The sequence below is a fragment of the Massilia aurea genome (assembly GCF_040790145.1).
Classification (GTDB): Bacteria; Pseudomonadota; Gammaproteobacteria; order Burkholderiales; family Burkholderiaceae_D; genus Telluria; species Telluria aurea_C.
In genome coordinates, this window is the sequence record NZ_JBFMMP010000006.1 from 211,404 (window position 1) to 227,029 (window position 15,626).

Below are 15,626 nucleotides of genomic sequence, written 5' to 3' on the forward strand. Positions count from 1 at the left end.
ATGGAAAATCGTCGTTCCCGCGTAGGCGGGAACCCAAGTTTTATCTGCACAGCATCGATCCTTTCAGTACCAAAAACGTGGCAAATCATCAACCCACGTCCCCGCCAACCAAGCTTTCCCTGCCTCATCCCCCCCGTTTTCGGTTAAAATCATCGATTCGGCGTTCGCGTCGTGCGCTGGCACGCCTGTCGTACGAAGCTTGCCACTGACAATCCCAACCCCCTTACGTCGTTGCCCATGCCGAATTGGCTATTGCCTGAAAATATCGCCGACGTCTTGCCGTCCGAAGCGCGCAAGATCGAAGAGTTGCGCCGCCTGATGCTCGACAACTTCCGGCTCTACGGTTACGAACTGGTCATGCCGCCGCTGCTCGAGTATCTCGATTCGCTGCTGGCCGGCGCCGGCGCAGACACCGACCTGAAAACGTTCAAGGTCATCGATCCGCTGTCGGGCCGCCTGCTCGGCCTGCGCGCCGACATGACCACGCAGGTCGCGCGCATCGACGCGCACCTGCTCAACCGCGATTCGATCACCCGCCTGTGCTACGCCGGCAGCGTGCTGCATACCCGGCCGTCGGGCCTGCACGCCACCCGCGAGCCGGTCCAGATCGGCGCCGAGATCTATGGCCATGCCGGCCTGGAAGCCGACGCCGAAATCCAGGAACTGGCGCTTGGCTCGCTGGCACTGGCGGGCTTTACCAATGTGCGCCTCGACCTGGCCCACGTCGGCGTCCTGCGCGCCCTGCTGGACGACGACCCGGCCGCCAAGCGCGACGAGACGCAGCTCTACTGCCTGCTGCGCGCCAAGGATGCGCCGGGCCTGGACGATATCTCGCAGAATTATTACCCCCAGACCCGCAAGGCGCTGCTGGCGTTGCCGCACCTGTACGGCGATATCGACGTGCTGGCCAGGGCGCGCGAGGCGTTGCCGGCCACGCCCGGCGTGCAGCGCGCGCTGGCCGAACTGGCGGCGCTGGCGGCTGGCGCGCTGGGCCGCGCCGAAATCGCCATCGACCTGGCCGACCTGCGCGGCTACCAGTACGAAAGCGGCGCCATGTTCGCGCTATACGTGACAGGTTTGCCGAACGCGGTCGCGCGCGGCGGTCGCTACGACCATGTGGGCGAAGCCTTCGGTCGTGCGCGGCCGGCGACGGGCTTCTCGCTTGACTTGCGTGAACTGGCCCGGCTGTTGCCGACGGCCGAACGCAAGCATTCCATTCGTGCGCCGTGGGGCAATGCCCCCGAGCTGAAGGAAAAAATCGCTGACCTGCGCAAGGCAGGCGAAGTCGTGATCCAGAGCATGCCGGGTCATGACAATGTTCAGGACGAGTTCGAGTGCGACCGCGTACTCGTCCTCGAAAACGGAAATTGGATTCTCAAAAACTTAGGTTAAGTGATGTCAAATACTAACGTGGCAAAGAACGTCGTTGTCATCGGCACCCAGTGGGGCGATGAAGGCAAGGGCAAGATCGTCGACTGGCTCACCGACCACGCCGCTGGCGTGGTGCGTTTCCAGGGCGGCCATAACGCCGGTCATACCCTGGTGATCAAGGGCCAGAAAACCGCGCTGCAACTGATCCCGTCGGGCATCATGCGCGAAGGCGTCGCCTGCTACATCGGCAACGGTGTCGTGGTCTCGGTGCCGGACGTCATGCGCGAAATCGACAAGCTGGCCGCGGCCGGCGTCGAAGTGGTGTCGCGCCTGATGATCTCGGAAGCCTGCCCGATCATCCTGCCGTACCACGTCGCCATCGACAAAGCACGCGAACTCAAGCGCGGCGAGAACAAGATCGGCACCACGGGCAAGGGCATCGGCCCGGCCTATGAAGACAAGGTTGCGCGCCGCGCGATCCGCATCGCCGACCTGCTCAACGCAGAGCGCTTTGCCGAGAAGCTCAAAGAGAACCTCGATTACCACAACCACGTTCTGGTGAACTACCTGGGCGCGGAAGCGATCGACTTCCAGACCACGTTCGACGATGCGATGGCCCTCGTGCCGCGCCTGCGTCCGATGGTTGGCGACGTGTCGTCAGCCCTGTACGCCGCGCACAAAGCCGGCGGCAAGCTGCTGTTCGAAGGCGCACAGGGTTCCTTGCTGGACGTTGACCACGGCACCTATCCGTTCGTCACCTCGTCGAACTGCGTGGCCGGCAATGCCGCCGCCGGCGCCGGCGTCGGTCCGAACATGCTGCACTACATCCTGGGCATCACCAAGGCCTACACCACCCGCGTCGGTTCGGGCCCGTTCCCGGCCGAACTGCCAACCGACGCTGGCGTCGGCGAGCACCTGTCGCGCGTGGGGCACGAGTTCGGCACCGTCACCGGCCGCGCCCGCCGCTGCGGCTGGTTCGACGCCGCACTGCTGCGCCGCTCGGTCCAGATCAATGGCGTGTCGGGCATGTGCCTGACCAAGCTCGACGTGCTGGACGGCATCGAGTCGCTCAAGCTCTGCACCGGCTACAAGATCGACGGCCGCTCGGTCGACATCTTCCCGGTCGGCGCCGAAGACGCAGCGCGCTGCGAGCCAGTGTACGAAGAGATGCCAGGCTGGACCGAAAGCACCGTCGGCGCCAAGTCGATGGACGAGCTGCCGGCCAATGCCCGCGCCTACATCAAGCGCATCGAAGAGCTGGTCGGCGTGCCGATCGACATGGTCTCGACCGGTCCTGACCGCGAAGAAACGATCGTGCTGCGCCATCCGTTCGCGGCATAACCAAGACATCTGGAGTCAGAAACAATGAATTCCCCTGTATCGACCGAAAAAGACCTGTGGGTCTCGTGGGACGAATACCACCGCCTGATCGAGCGCCTGGCGCTGCAAGTGTATGAATCGGGCTGGAAGTTCGACCAGGTGCTGTGCCTGGCGCGCGGCGGCGTGCGCCCGGGCGACGTGTTCTCGCGCATCTTCGACGTGCCGCTGGCGATCCTGTCGACCAGTTCGTACCGCGAAGAAGCCGGCACCAAGCAAGGCGACTTGGACATCTCGAAGTACATGACGATGACCAAGGGCCCGCTGGCCGGCCGCGTGCTGCTGGTGGATGACCTGGCCGACTCGGGCGTGACGCTGCGCAAGGTTAGCCAGCACCTGACAGAAAATTACAAGGAAGTCACTGAAGTGAAATCCGCTGTCATCTGGGTCAAGGGTACGTCGTCGATCCGTCCGGATTATTTCCTGGACGATCTGCCGCACAACCCATGGATTCACCAGCCGTTCGAAGAATACGACGGCCTGCGTCCGCACCAGCTGGCGGCGTGGCTGAAGAAGTTCGAGAAATAAGCCAGCCGGTCAGACCGGCAATGAGCGGGGAAGGGCGGATGCCTTTCCCCGCTTTTTTTTACGATGACTACGCTTTTTTCTTTTTGGGCTTGGGTAGCGGCAGCTCCTGCGCGGTAATTTGCACCAGCTCGCTCAGCCAGTCCCGGTCTTCGCACAGGTCGCCGGCAATCTGGAGGCACGGTTTTGCGCCCGGGTAGGGCGGCGCCTCGAGCGGGGTGCCGATATGGGCGAGGCCGCCTTTGGTCGGTTTGACGAAGAGGACATCGTCGCACACCAGCGCGACCATTTTCTCATCGAGATAGATGCCGTATTCGCCGAACATCTTCCGGGCGCTGACCGCCCCGGCAGCGCCCATCTGGTCGAGGATGAAGTCGACCGTGCTTTGTTGTGATCCCATGCCTGCTTTCTATGGTGGAGGTGAACGGTATCGCCCGCGACATTACTTTTTACCATGAACTGGCCCCGGCGGCCGGTACCTCGATTCACTCTGCTAAGATGGCGCCTTTGCCGCAGTCGCGTATCCCAAGAATAACAAGCCATGACCCAAAGTTTCTTCTCCACCTTCATTCTGCTGATCCTGGTGACCGACCCGTTCGGTAACGTTCCGCTGTTCGCCGCCGCCCTCAAGGACACGCCGCTCGAGCGCCGCAACCGCATCGTGATCCGCGAATGCGCGATTGCCTTCGTGCTGCTGCTGGTGTTCATGTTCTTCGGCAAGCACTTCCTGGAAGCGCTGCACTTGAGCCCGATCGCGCTGCGCATCGGCGGCGCCGTGATCCTGCTGATGATTGCGATCCGCATGATCTTCCCGCACCCCGATGGCGTGCTGGGCAAGAGCGATGGCGGCGAGCCGTTCATCGTGCCGCTGGCGATTCCTGCGCTGGCCGGCCCGTCGGCGCTGGCCACCGTGCTGCTGCTGTCGGCCACCAGTTTTACCGAAACCATGGTCCACGTGGCCGCGCTGGCGGCAGTGGGCGTGGTCTGGCTGGCGGTGTTCCTGAGCGCCGAAAAGCTGCAGCAGAAACTCGGCCCGCAAGTCATGACGGCATTCGAGCGCCTGATGGGCCTGATTCTGACGGCGATGTCGGTGGAAATGCTGCTGGGCGGTATCCGCGAGTTCGTGCGGACCTTGTAACCCAGCAACGCAACGGGTTTTACTTGCCCAGCATCGACACGACGTTGTCCGCCCCTGGCGCACCGAACGCCTGCTGCTTGAGCACGTGCAGCTGATCGCGCACCTGCGCCGCCTTTTCGAACTCGAGGTTCTTGGCGTGATCGACCATGAGTTTTTCGAGGCGCTTGATCTCTTTGCTGATCTGCTTCTCGCTCATCGATTCGACCTTCGCCGTATCCTTGGCCTCTTCCAGCACCTCGCGCGCCGCGTTCGGGCTGTACACGCCGTCGATCATTTCCTTGATCTTCTTGTGCACGCCTTTCGGCACGATGCCGTTTTCAAGGTTGAACGCGATCTGCTTCGCGCGCCGGCGTTCGGTTTCGTCGATCGCGCGCCGCATCGAATCGGTCACGCGGTCGGCGTACAGAATGGCCACGCCGTTCAGGTTACGCGCCGCGCGGCCGATCGTCTGGATCAGTGAACGCTCAGAGCGCAAAAAACCTTCTTTATCGGCGTCGAGCACCGCCACCAGCGAGACCTCAGGCAAATCGAGGCCCTCGCGCAGCAGGTTGATCCCGACCAGCACGTCGAACGTGCCCAGGCGCAGGTCGCGCAAGATTTCCACGCGTTCCACCGTATCGATATCGCTGTGCAGGTAGCGCACCTTGATGCCATGATCGCCCAGGTATTCGGTGAGCTGCTCGGACATGCGCTTGGTAAGCGTCGTCACCAGCACGCGCTCATCCTTGGTAATGCGGTCGTTGATCTCGCCCATCAGGTCGTCGACCTGCGACAGCGCAGGGCGCACGATGATCATCGGATCGACCAGGCCGGTAGGACGCACCACCTGCTCGACGACATTGTCGGCGCGGCCCTGTTCGTACTCGGCCGGCGTGGCCGAGACAAAAATTGTCTGGCGCATCTTGCCTTCAAATTCGACGAATTTCAGCGGCCGGTTATCGAGCGCCGACGGCAGGCGGAAACCGTATTCGACCAGGTTCTCTTTACGCGAACGGTCGCCGTTGTACATCGCGTTGAGCTGGCCGATCATCACGTGCGACTCGTCCATGAACATCAGCGCGTCTTTCGGCAGATAGTCGATCAGCGTCGGCGGCGGCTCGCCCGGCATCGCGCCGGACAGGTGGCGCGAGTAGTTCTCGATGCCCTTGGTAAAGCCGATCTCGGCCATCATTTCGAGATCGAAGCGGGTGCGCTGCTCGAGGCGCTGCTCTTCGATCAGCTTGTTCTGCTGGCGGAATTCTTCGAGACGGTCGCGCAGCTCGGCCTTGATCGATTCGACGGCGCGCAGCACGGTCGAGCGCGGCGTGACGTAGTGCGAGCCCGGATACACGGTAAAACGCGGAATCTTCTGGCGCACGCGGCCCGTGAGCGGGTCGAACAGTTGCAGCGACTCGATCTCGTCGTCGAACATCTCGACGCGGATCGCCAGCTCGGCGTGCTCGGCCGGGAAAATGTCGATCGTATCGCCGCGCACGCGGAACGAACCGCGCGAGAAATCCATCTCGTTGCGGGTGTACTGCATCTGGATCAGGCGCGCGATGATGTCGCGCTGCGCCACTTTATCCTTGTGGCGCAGCGTGAGAATCATCTTGTGGTATTCGTTCGGATTACCGATACCGTAGATGGCCGACACCGTGGCGACGATGACCACGTCGCGCCGTTCCATCAGCGACTTGGTGCACGACAGGCGCATCTGCTCGATGTGCTCGTTGATCGACGAGTCTTTTTCGATGAACAGGTCGCGCTGCGGCACGTAGGCTTCGGGCTGATAGTAATCGTAGTACGAGACGAAATACTCGACCGCGTTCTGTGGGAAGAATTCGCGGAACTCCGAATACAGCTGGGCCGCCAGCGTTTTATTGGGCGCGAAAATGATCGCGGGCCGGCCGGCCTGCGCGATCACGTTGGCCATCGTGTAGGTCTTGCCCGAGCCGGTAACGCCGAGCAGGGTCTGGTACATCAGGCCGTCGTCGATACCCTCCATCAAACCCTTGATCGCAGTGGGTTGGTCGCCCGCCGGTTCGAACGGCTGGTGCAGCTTGAAGGGCGAATCCGGGAACGTGATGACGGTCGGTTCGGGAGAAGTTGCGATGGATAATTCAGCCATGCTTACAGACCTTTGTTAGAATGAGAATCCGCTCGCGGCCTTGCATTATCAAGGGCCGCTGTCTATACAAATTGCAAACCCCGCCGACGAAACCGAGTTTATCACGATGACTTCCACTGCCTCCGCCAGCTTGTTCAGTGCCATTGAAATGGCCCCACGCGACCCGATCCTGGGTATCACCGAAGCCTTCAACGCCGACACGAATACCGCGAAAATCAACCTCGGCGTGGGAGTCTATTATGACGACAAGGGCAAAGTGCCGCTGCTCGAGTGCGTGCAGAAGGCGGAAGCGAAATTGATGGAAACGCCAACGCCGCGTACCTACCTGCCGATCGAAGGCCTGGCAGCGTACGACAAGGCGGTGCAAGAGCTCGTATTTGGTGCCGACAGCCCGGTAATTCAAGAGAAACGCGCGCTGACCGTGCAAGCCATCGGCGGTACCGGCGCACTGAAAATCGGCGCCGACTTCCTCAAGCGTTTCCTGCCAACGTCCGATGTGTACATCAGCGATCCGAGCTGGGAAAACCACCGCGCACTGTTCGAAAGCGCCGGCTTCACCGTCCACAATTACGCCTACTATGACGCGGCCACCCGCGGCGTGAACTTCGACGGCATGCTGGCGGCTCTCAAAGCCATGCCGGCCGGCGCCATCGTCGTGCTGCATGCGTGCTGCCACAACCCGACCGGCGCCGATCTGAGCCAGGATCAGTGGGATCAAGTGATCGCTGCCGTCCAGGCCGGTAATCTGGTGCCATTCCTCGACATGGCTTATCAGGGCTTTGCCAACGGCATCGATGAAGACGGCGCCGTCGTGCGTCGCTTCGCCGCGACCGGCATGGCGATGCTGGTGTCGAACTCGTTCTCGAAATCGTTCTCGCTGTACGGCGAGCGCGTCGGCGCGCTGTCGATCGTGGCCACCACGGGCGAAGAAGCAACCCGCGTGCTGTCGCAACTGAAACGCGTCGTGCGCACCAATTACTCGAACCCGCCAACGCACGGCGGCAAGGTCGTCGCCACCGTGCTGGCCACGCCAGAGCTGCGCAAGCTGTGGGAAGAAGAGCTGGCCGGCATGCGCGTGCGCATCCGCGACATGCGCGGCGCGATGGTCGAGAAACTCAAGGCCAAGGCCCCAAGCCACGACTTCGAATTCGTGCGCCAGCAGGTCGGCATGTTCTCGTACTCGGGCCTGACCAAAGAGCAAGTCGGCAAGCTGCGTGACGAATCGATCTACGCCGTGGACACGGGCCGCATCTGCGTGGCCGCGCTGAACTCGACGAACATCGATCGCGTCGTTGACGCCATCGCCAAAGTTCTCTAAAATCGCGGCTCTCTTGATCGCTGCATGCGTTCGGGAGGGCAGCAGATGTGGGTTGAAACGCTTTGTTCTGATTTGACAGAAACGTTTCGTGAACCATATAATGCTAGCTTCAATTCCCTGATAGCTCAGTTGGTAGAGCGACGGACTGTTAATCCGCAGGTCCCTGGTTCGAGTCCAGGTCGGGGAGCCAGAATTTAAAAGGCCGCATCGAAAGATGCGGCCTTTTTCGTATGCGGCCTTTTTTTCGTCATCGGCGCTTTTTCATGTGCGGCGTTTTTTTACAATCACAGGAGATCTCGCTTGAAGCAAGCGCTCAAGAGTCACGCCACCCTGATCGAAGGGCAGATGTTCCGCTTCGCCAAAGCCGGGCAGGGCAGCCCCTCGATCGTGCTGATCGGCGGCGCCGGCGGGCCGCTCGATGGCTGGTTCAAGCTGTATCCCGAGATCGAACAACTGGGCACGGTGTTCAGCTACGACCGGCCGGGCACGGGCGGCAGCCCGAAGCCAGGCGAGGCGCAGTATGGCGAGACGGTCGTCGCGCAGTTGCGCCAACTGCTGCAGTTCGCGAACGTGCCCCCGCCGTTCGTGCTGGTGGCGCACTCGTTCGGCGGCCTGCATGCCAACCTGTTCGCGCGCGAGTTTGCCGATGAGGTGGCCGGCGTGCTGTTCATCGAGGCGACCGCGCCCCAGGACGTGGACAATCTCAAGCAGTATCAGTCGGCGCTGCAGCGGGGCTTCGTGACGTTGCTCGACCGCGTGGCGCCGCGCGACCAGTTCGACGAGATCCGTCACGAGCGCGAGACTGTGAAGGATATTCTCGAGGCGCCGGTGTTTCCTCTGGTGCCAGTAACGGTGCTGTCGGGCACGAAGCGCCTGCCGCGCTGGCTGGTGCCGGCTGCGCTGGTGCGTGAGCGGGAGAAGTCGCAACTGGCGCTGGCGGCCTTGTCGCCGCTCGGTGAGCGGGTGGTGGCCGAGCGCAGCGCACATTTTCCGCAATTGTCCGAGCCGGAGCTGGTGATCGATACGCTCAAGCGGCTGCTGGCGCGGATCGCCCGCTAGATTTTTCTATCGAAAAATTTGCGAAATCGACACCAGCAGGTATAATGCGGCCTCAATTCCCTGATAGCTCAGTTGGTAGAGCGACGGACTGTTAATCCGCAGGTCCCTGGTTCGAGTCCAGGTCGGGGAGCCAGAATACGAAGGGCCGCATGTGAATGCGGCCCTTTTTGTATTTGCTTGCTGCTTTGCTCGCGTGCACTGCCATTCCTAAGTCCGTCGTTCCAGCGAAGGCTGGAACCCAAGTTCTTGCTGCCGCCTGCAATGTTGAATGTGGCCTGTAGACGTGCAAACTTGGGTTCCCGCCTCCGCGGGAACGACGTTGGTGAGGGTGGCGGGTGCGCGGCCTGTGCGCCTCCAGCCAGCATGCAGGATTAACGCTTGCCCGACACCGGCTTGACCTTCGCCGCCGCCGCCAACGCCTGCTCCCGCGCCGTTTCGATATCCTCCGCCGTCGCCAGCGCCACGCCCATGCGCCGCCGCGCAAACGATTCCGGCTTGCCAAACAAGCGCACATCCACGCCCGGCGCCCGCAATGCCTCGCCCACGCCCTCGAAGGCAATCCCCGTCTCATCGAGCTGGCCATAGATCACCGCCGACGCCCCCGGTGCGCGCAAGGCCACATTCACCGGCAGCCCCAGAATCGCCTTCGCATGCAATTCAAATTCGCTCTGCACCTGGCTCGCCATCGTCACCATGCCGGTGTCATGCGGACGTGGGCTCACTTCCGAGAACCACACCATATCGCCCTTGACGAACAGTTCCACGCCAAACACGCCCAGTCCGCCCAGATTACCCGTGACCTTGGCCGCGATCTCGCGCGAACGCTCCAGCGCCAGCGGCTGCATTGGATGCGGCTGCCACGATTCGACATAGTCGCCCTGCACCTGCTTGTGGCCGATCGGATCGCAGAAGCTCGTCTCGACCTGGCCGTCAGCGCCCAGCGAACGCACGGTCAGCAGCGTGATCTCGTAATCGAAGTCGATGAACCCTTCGGCAATCACCCGCCCCGCATCGACGCGCCCGCCGCTGGCCGCGTAATCCCAGGCGGCGGCCACATCACCCGCGCCATCGAGCTTCGACTGGCCCTTGCCCGATGACGACATCACCGGCTTGACCACGCACGGGAAGCCGACCGCGGCGCACGCTACCTGGAGTTCGGCCAGGCTGCTGGCGAACTGGTACGGCGACGTTGCCAGGCCCAGCTCTTCGGCAGCCAGGCGGCGGATGCCTTCGCGGTTCATCGTCAGTTGCGCAGCGCGCGCGGTGGGGATGCAGGTGATGCGGCCGGCTGCTTCGAGTTCGGCCAGCTTGTCGGTGGCGATCGCTTCGATCTCGGGTACCACGAGGTGCGGGCGTTCCTGCGCGATCAGCGCTTCCAGCGCCGCGCCGTCGGTCATGTCGATCACGTGCGCGCGGTGTGCGACCTGATGGCCGGGCGCATTCGGATAACGGTCGACGGCAATCACCTCGACGCCCAGCCGTTGCAGGGAGATGATCACTTCCTTGCCCAGTTCGCCCGAGCCGAGCAGCATGACGCGGGTTGCGGAAGGAGAGAGCGGGGTGCCGAGTGTGCGTGAAGAGGTCATGGTGGTTCGCGTATCAAAATGGGTGGTGTGAGGCTGCGACTATAACAAAAGGGTACTATCGAAGCAGCGGATCAGCCAATTCACACACGGCTCTGGTCAAACCGGAATCGCCCGGCTATAATATTGCCTCAATTCCCTGATAGCTCAGTTGGTAGAGCGACGGACTGTTAATCCGCAGGTCCCTGGTTCGAGTCCAGGTCGGGGAGCCAGAACAAGAGAAGGGCCGCATGCGAATGCGGCCCTTTTTGCATTCAACCCTGCGTTGTTCAGCGTCCCTTCTTCTTGTTGGCCGTGTACGTCTTCGTATAAAACCCCGTTGGCTTCTTCGCTACCCACGCGATGAACGCCGCGATATCCGCATGCCCGCGCAGCGCCTCCCATGTGTGATACGTCTGCAGCAGCTCGCGCTCGGTAAATGCCGAGTGGATCTTGCGATGGCAGATCTTGTGGATCGGGTACTGGTCGCGTCCCTTGAACGTCTTCGGGATCAGGTGGTGGCGGTCGACGTGTTCGGTCCCCAGCGGCCGGCCGCACAGCGGGCAGGGATCCTCGAACGTGGCAGTGTCCTGGTGATGGGGCATGCGCTGCATATGCAGGGCGGTTTTTCGCTGTACAAGTCGTGACCCGCATTTGCTGGAACGATACGCGGCGTGCCGAGCGCTTGTTAAATGGTATTGGTGTAGAATTAACGCCGAATTCTCGTGCAGCACGTTCCTCCTCCAGCCTTGAAAGCGACGCAGTTTGCAATGATCGAAGACAACTCCGCCGTTTGTTCCGTGCTGTTGATCGACGACGAGTCGTTTGCTCAGGACATCATCGCCCACGGTCTCAAAGGCTGTGTCGGCCATCAGCTCTGTTATGAGTCCAGCCCCGCGCGCGCCGTCGACGTCGCGCGTGAAGTGGCAGCGACCGTTGTGATTGTCGATCTGCGCATGCCGGGCGGCGTCGATGGCTTCGACGTGATCGCCATGCTGCGTGCGCACCCGGACACGCACGACGTGCCGGTCATCCTGCTGTCTTCCGAAGACGACCCCGACACCAAGGCCAAGGCGTTTGCCATCGGCGCCAACGACTACATGGTCAAGTGGCCCGATCCGCGCGAGCTCGTGGCGCGCGTGCAGTATCACAGCGGCGCCTGCATTGCGCGGCGCGAGCGCGACCAGGCGTTTGCCTCGCTGCGCCTGAGCCAGGAGCAGCTCGCGGCCAGCCAGCTGGCGCTGCACCAGGCGCAAAAGATGGAAGCGATCGGCCAGCTTACCGGCGGCGTCGCCCACGATTTCAATAACGTGCTGCAAATCATCGGCGGCAATCTGCAACTGCTGAAAATGATCGGCAACCTGAACGATGCCGCGCGCACGCGCGTCGAGATGGCGCTGTCGGGTGTCGAGCGCGGCGCCAAGCTGGCGTCGCACCTGCTCGCCTTCGCGCGCCGCCAGCCGCTGCAGTCGGTCGTGATCGATCCGACCCACCTGCTGCGCGAGATGGATGACATGGCCCGCCGCGTGCTGGGCGCCGGCACCCGTGTCTACACCGAGGTCGCGCCCGAACTGGGCAGCACCATGGTCGATCCGAACCAGCTGAATAACGTGCTGCTGAACCTGGTCATCAATGCGCGCGACGCGATGCCCGATGGTGGCACGCTGACCATCCGCGCCATCAATGTCGCTGCCGACGACGACCTGCCGTCCGAAGTGCCGCACAGCGATTATGTGATGCTCGAAATCGCCGACACCGGCAAGGGCATGCCGCCTGACGTGCTGCTTCGTGCATTCGAGCCGTTCTTCACCACCAAGCCCACCGGGCAGGGCACGGGCCTGGGCCTGTCGATGGCCTACGGTTTCGTCAAGCAGTCGGGCGGCGAAATCGTGCTGCGCAGCGAACCCGGGAAGGGCAGCAGCGTGCGCATCTACCTGCCGCGCAGCAGCGCCACGCCATCGGAACACCCGGAGCCGGCCGTGCACATGCCGCTGGCTGGCGGGTTGGAGACGATCCTGGTGGTCGAAGACGAAGAAGACGTGCGCTCGTCGACCTGCGGCATCCTGTCGGCGCTGGGGTATGAGGTGCTGGAAGCGAGCGATGCGGCCGGCGCCGCGGTGCTGGTCGAAGAAGGCCGGCACATCGACCTGGTGTTTACCGACGTGATCATGCCGGGGCCGCTATCGAGCCTGCAGCTGGGCGAGATCGTGCGGCGCCACCTGCCGGAATGCGAAGTGCTGTACACCTCGGGCTATGCCGAGGGCGTGCTGACCCACGAAGGCAAGCTGGACGCCTCGGTCCACCTGCTGCAAAAACCGTATCACCCGGATGCGCTCAGTGCGCGCATCCGTCACCTGCTGCGCCGTGCGCGCCGTGTTTCAGGCAAGCCGCAAACGGCCAGTCACTTCGGCTTGATGTAACGGTGCGAGCCTGGCGGCGGCTCGTTGAGCACCGCCCAGAAGATGCCTAGGTCGGCAATCGCGCGCACGAATTCATTGAAGTCGACCGGCTTGACCACATACGCATTCACACCCAGCTCATAGCTCTTGACCACGTCCTGTTCTTCCTTGGACGAAGTCAGCATTACCACCGGTACCGATTTCAGGCCGTCGGTGTGACGAATTTCCTTGAGCACTTCCAGGCCGTCGACCTTCGGCAATTTGAGGTCGAGCAGGATCACGGCCGGGCTGCCGAGCTGGCGGTCGGCGAACTCGCCGCGGCGGTGCAGATAGTCGAGCGCCTCGGCGCCGTCGCGGACCACCACGACCTCGTTGGCCAGCTGGCTCTTCGACAATGCGATGAGGGTGAGCTCCAGGTCGTGTGGGTTGTCTTCTACCAGGAGGATGGGCTTAAGCATGGGTGCCTTGTTCTGTGGTGGCTTGTTTGGGAAGTGTAAAGGAGAAGGTCGCGCCTTCGCCCTGGATCGAGTCGGCCCAGACGCGGCCGCTGTGGCGTTCGATGATGCGCCGCACATTGGCCAGGCCAATGCCGGTGCCCTGGAAGTCTTCCATGCGGTGCAGCCGCTGGAACACGCCGAACAGCTTGTGAACGTAGTCGCGGTTGAAACCCGCGCCATTGTCGGCCACGTGGAAGACGTAGTCGTCGCCGTCTTCCTCAGCCCAGATGCGGATCACGGCTAGCTCGCGCCCTTTGGTGAACTTGACGGCGTTGGACAGCAGGTTGAACATCGCCAGGTGCAGAAAGCTCGGGTCGCCCTGCACGACCGGCATGCGGTCGATGTGCCAGTCGACGCGGCGCTGGCCGATCTCGAGGCCCAGTTTGTCGATGCAGCCCGATACCAGGTCGGTCATGTCGATGCGGGTCGGGCGCAGCGCGGCGCGGCCCATCTGCGAGAACGACAGCAGGTCGTCGACCAGCTTGCCGGCAAGGCGCGCCGATTCCTTGATGTTCTTTAAAAAGCGCTGGCGCAGGGCCACGTCCTCGCTGCCGGCCGACTCGAGCAGCAGATCCGAAAAGCCGGCGATGTGGCGCAGCGGCGCGCGCAGGTCGTGCGAGACCGAATACGAGAACGCTTCGAGTTCCTTGTTGGCGCGGCCCAGTTCTTCGGCCAGTTCGGCCATCTGCTCGGCGCGCTCGAGTGCGATGCCCAGCAGGGCCGTGCGAAACTCGGTGGTCAGCTCGATCTCGGCGGCGTGCCACGGCAGGCTGTGACCATGGATGGTTTCGCGCCAGGCGGCAAAGCTTTGGCGCGGCGTCAGTTGTGCCGGCGTACCGGCCGCGGCTTCTTTCTCGTACGGATTGCCGGCCCATTCCACGGTCTGCACCAGCTCGGGCCGGAACCACAGCAGGTAATGCTGGTGGATGCGCGAGATCGGTAGCGCCAGCAAGCCGCTGGCATTGTGAATAAAGGACTTGGCCGGCGGATACACTGCGGCGAGCTCATCGGTGTGGAACACCTCGGTATGGCCATGCACGGCCAGCCAGGTCGACAGGTCGCGGATCGCCGCCTCGTCGGGCGTGTCGCCATAGGTCAGGATCCGTTCGTCGACCACGACGGCCACGCCGCCGGCGCGCGCAAAGCGCAGCAGCTCGGCAAACACGCCGCTCAGGTTATCGACGAAGTCGGCGCCCTTGGTCAGGTGGCCGAGCATCTCGACCATGATGCGGCGCACGTCGAGGCGGAACTGCAGCTCGGCGCTGTCTTCGCGGCTCTCGACGCACAGCGCCAGGATCTGCCCCAGCTGCTCGCAGGCCGTGCGCTTTTCAACGGACACCGGACACGGCGCGGCGTTGTGGCACGAGATCAGGCCCCACAGCTTGCCCTTGACGATCAGCGACACCGACATCGACGCTAGCGTACCCATATTGCGCATGTATTGCAGGTGCACGGGCGAGACGCTGCGCAGGGCGGCGAACGACAGGTCGTTGCGCCCGCCGGTGACCGGATTGGCGGCCGGGAACAGCGGCGCGGCCTCGTAATTGGCGTCCTGGATCAGGCGGATCGGCGAGAGCGTGTACAGCTCGCGCGCCTGCGACGGGATATCGCTGGCGGGGAAGGACTGGTTCAGGTACGACTCGTACTCGGGCGCCTTGGCCTCGGCCACCACGCGGCCGTGGCCGCTCGGGTCGAACCGGTACACCATCACGCGGCCGTAGCCGGTGACCGAGCGCACGTGGCGCGCTGCCAGGTCGGTCAGTGCGGCAATCGACGCATGCTCGCCGACCTTGGCGAGAAAGTCGGTAATGAGCGGATACAGATGGCGAAAATCAGCCGGTTCGGCGCGCTCGACCGATTCGAATTCGGCGATCACCAGGCCGTCCCAGACGTGGCCGAGCACGTCGAAATGGCGGCCATTGCCGAGCGTGACCGTGCCGAGATACATCGGGCGCTGGCCGAGCGTATCGCTGCCCAGTTCCTGCGCCATGCGCGCACCGCATGCGTCGCCGATGACGGCCGCCAGTGGCAGGCCAATTGCCGCTTCCGCCGCCAGGCCGGCCAGCGGGAGCAGGTTGGCGCTGGCCTGCAACACGGCGAGCGTGGGCGACAACGTCAGCATGAAGCCGTGTGGCTGGATATTTCCAGGCGTGCGGATCGGCTCGCTGGCGCAGCTGGAAATGTCGAGTTGGTCGGGGGATGCCTGGGTCATGGGCCTTCGGGTTAACGCACAGGTGAACAGGACCATATTGTAACGTGAAAGTTTGCCCTCC

At 63.0% G+C, this 15,626-nt stretch carries 13 protein-coding genes and 3 tRNA genes; 10 read left to right on the forward strand and 6 right to left on the reverse strand.

What is annotated here, in order from left to right; translation table 11 throughout:
* The first annotated feature begins 237 nt into the window (after positions 1 to 237).
* Genes AB2N08_RS11855 through AB2N08_RS11865 form a run of 3 tightly spaced genes read left to right on the forward strand, consistent with a single transcriptional unit; the run spans position 238 to position 3,276 of the window.
* A complete protein-coding gene (locus AB2N08_RS11855; RefSeq protein WP_367610845.1) occupies positions 238 to 1,392 on the forward strand; it encodes an ATP phosphoribosyltransferase regulatory subunit in 1,155 nt (384 codons plus the stop codon).
* Positions 1,393 to 1,395: 3 nt separating this feature from the next.
* Positions 1,396 to 2,712 (forward strand): adenylosuccinate synthase, encoded by a 1,317-nt coding sequence (locus AB2N08_RS11860; protein ID WP_367610846.1) that lies wholly within the window; start codon positions 1,396 to 1,398, stop codon positions 2,710 to 2,712.
* A 24-nt stretch (positions 2,713 to 2,736) separates the two neighbouring features.
* Positions 2,737 to 3,276 carry a phosphoribosyltransferase gene (locus AB2N08_RS11865; RefSeq protein ID WP_367610847.1) on the forward strand — a complete coding sequence of 180 codons (540 nt, stop codon included), beginning with the start codon at positions 2,737 to 2,739 and terminating at the stop codon, positions 3,274 to 3,276.
* Positions 3,277 to 3,343: 67 nt separating this feature from the next.
* Here the strand turns inward: AB2N08_RS11865 and AB2N08_RS11870 are convergent, their stop codons facing one another.
* Positions 3,344 to 3,673 (reverse strand): TfoX/Sxy family protein, encoded by a 330-nt coding sequence (locus tag AB2N08_RS11870; protein ID WP_367610848.1) that lies wholly within the window; start codon positions 3,671 to 3,673, stop codon positions 3,344 to 3,346.
* Between the two features lie 141 nt (positions 3,674 to 3,814).
* Between AB2N08_RS11870 and AB2N08_RS11875 the strand changes: the two genes are divergently transcribed.
* The gene (locus tag AB2N08_RS11875; protein WP_367610849.1) at positions 3,815 to 4,411 is read left to right on the forward strand and encodes a MarC family protein; all 597 of its coding nucleotides are present in this window, start codon (positions 3,815 to 3,817) and stop codon (positions 4,409 to 4,411) included.
* A 19-nt stretch (positions 4,412 to 4,430) separates the two neighbouring features.
* On the opposite strand, the gene uvrB is transcribed toward AB2N08_RS11875, so the two are convergent.
* Positions 4,431 to 6,518 (reverse strand): excinuclease ABC subunit UvrB, encoded by a 2,088-nt coding sequence (gene uvrB / locus AB2N08_RS11880; RefSeq protein ID WP_367610850.1) that lies wholly within the window; start codon positions 6,516 to 6,518, stop codon positions 4,431 to 4,433.
* Between the two features lie 106 nt (positions 6,519 to 6,624).
* Here uvrB and AB2N08_RS11885 point away from each other — a divergent pair, with 106 nt between their 5' ends.
* The 4 genes from AB2N08_RS11885 (at position 6,625) to AB2N08_RS11900 (ending at position 9,028) form a co-directional block, all read left to right on the forward strand.
* Positions 6,625 to 7,836: an amino acid aminotransferase gene (locus AB2N08_RS11885; RefSeq protein WP_367610851.1), complete on the forward strand. Its 1,212-nt coding sequence runs from the start codon at positions 6,625 to 6,627 to the stop codon at positions 7,834 to 7,836.
* Between the two features lie 114 nt (positions 7,837 to 7,950).
* Positions 7,951 to 8,026: transfer RNA gene (locus tag AB2N08_RS11890), tRNA-Asn, on the forward strand.
* A 110-nt stretch (positions 8,027 to 8,136) separates the two neighbouring features.
* On the forward strand, positions 8,137 to 8,895 hold the full coding sequence (locus AB2N08_RS11895; RefSeq protein WP_367610852.1) for an alpha/beta fold hydrolase: 759 nt from the start codon (positions 8,137 to 8,139) through the stop codon (positions 8,893 to 8,895).
* Positions 8,896 to 8,952: 57 nt separating this feature from the next.
* Positions 8,953 to 9,028: transfer RNA gene (locus AB2N08_RS11900), tRNA-Asn, on the forward strand.
* A 238-nt stretch (positions 9,029 to 9,266) separates the two neighbouring features.
* On the opposite strand, the gene purT is transcribed toward AB2N08_RS11900, so the two are convergent.
* Positions 9,267 to 10,481, reverse strand: a complete 1,215-nt coding sequence (purT, locus tag AB2N08_RS11905) for a formate-dependent phosphoribosylglycinamide formyltransferase (protein ID WP_367610853.1) — start codon at positions 10,479 to 10,481, stop codon at positions 9,267 to 9,269.
* Between the two features lie 133 nt (positions 10,482 to 10,614).
* Here purT and AB2N08_RS11910 point away from each other — a divergent pair.
* Positions 10,615 to 10,690 (forward strand) — tRNA-Asn (locus AB2N08_RS11910).
* A 57-nt stretch (positions 10,691 to 10,747) separates the two neighbouring features.
* Here the strand turns inward: AB2N08_RS11910 and AB2N08_RS11915 are convergent.
* Entirely contained in the window at positions 10,748 to 11,062 is a 315-nt protein-coding gene (locus AB2N08_RS11915; RefSeq protein ID WP_367610854.1) for an HNH endonuclease, read from the reverse strand.
* Between the two features lie 165 nt (positions 11,063 to 11,227).
* On the opposite strand from AB2N08_RS11915, the gene AB2N08_RS11920 reads away from it, so the two are divergent.
* Complete coding sequence (locus AB2N08_RS11920; RefSeq protein ID WP_367610855.1) at positions 11,228 to 12,877, forward strand: response regulator; 1,650 nt, start codon at positions 11,228 to 11,230, stop codon at positions 12,875 to 12,877.
* Here AB2N08_RS11920 and AB2N08_RS11925 read toward each other — a convergent pair.
* Complete coding sequence (locus AB2N08_RS11925) at positions 12,859 to 13,314, reverse strand: response regulator (protein WP_367610856.1); 456 nt, start codon at positions 13,312 to 13,314, stop codon at positions 12,859 to 12,861. The genes AB2N08_RS11920 and AB2N08_RS11925 overlap by 19 nt on opposite strands.
* Positions 13,307 to 15,565: an ATP-binding protein gene (locus tag AB2N08_RS11930; protein WP_367610857.1), complete on the reverse strand. Its 2,259-nt coding sequence runs from the start codon at positions 15,563 to 15,565 to the stop codon at positions 13,307 to 13,309. The genes AB2N08_RS11925 and AB2N08_RS11930 overlap by 8 nt, the downstream gene beginning before the upstream one ends.
* Positions 15,566 to 15,626 lie beyond the last annotated feature (61 nt).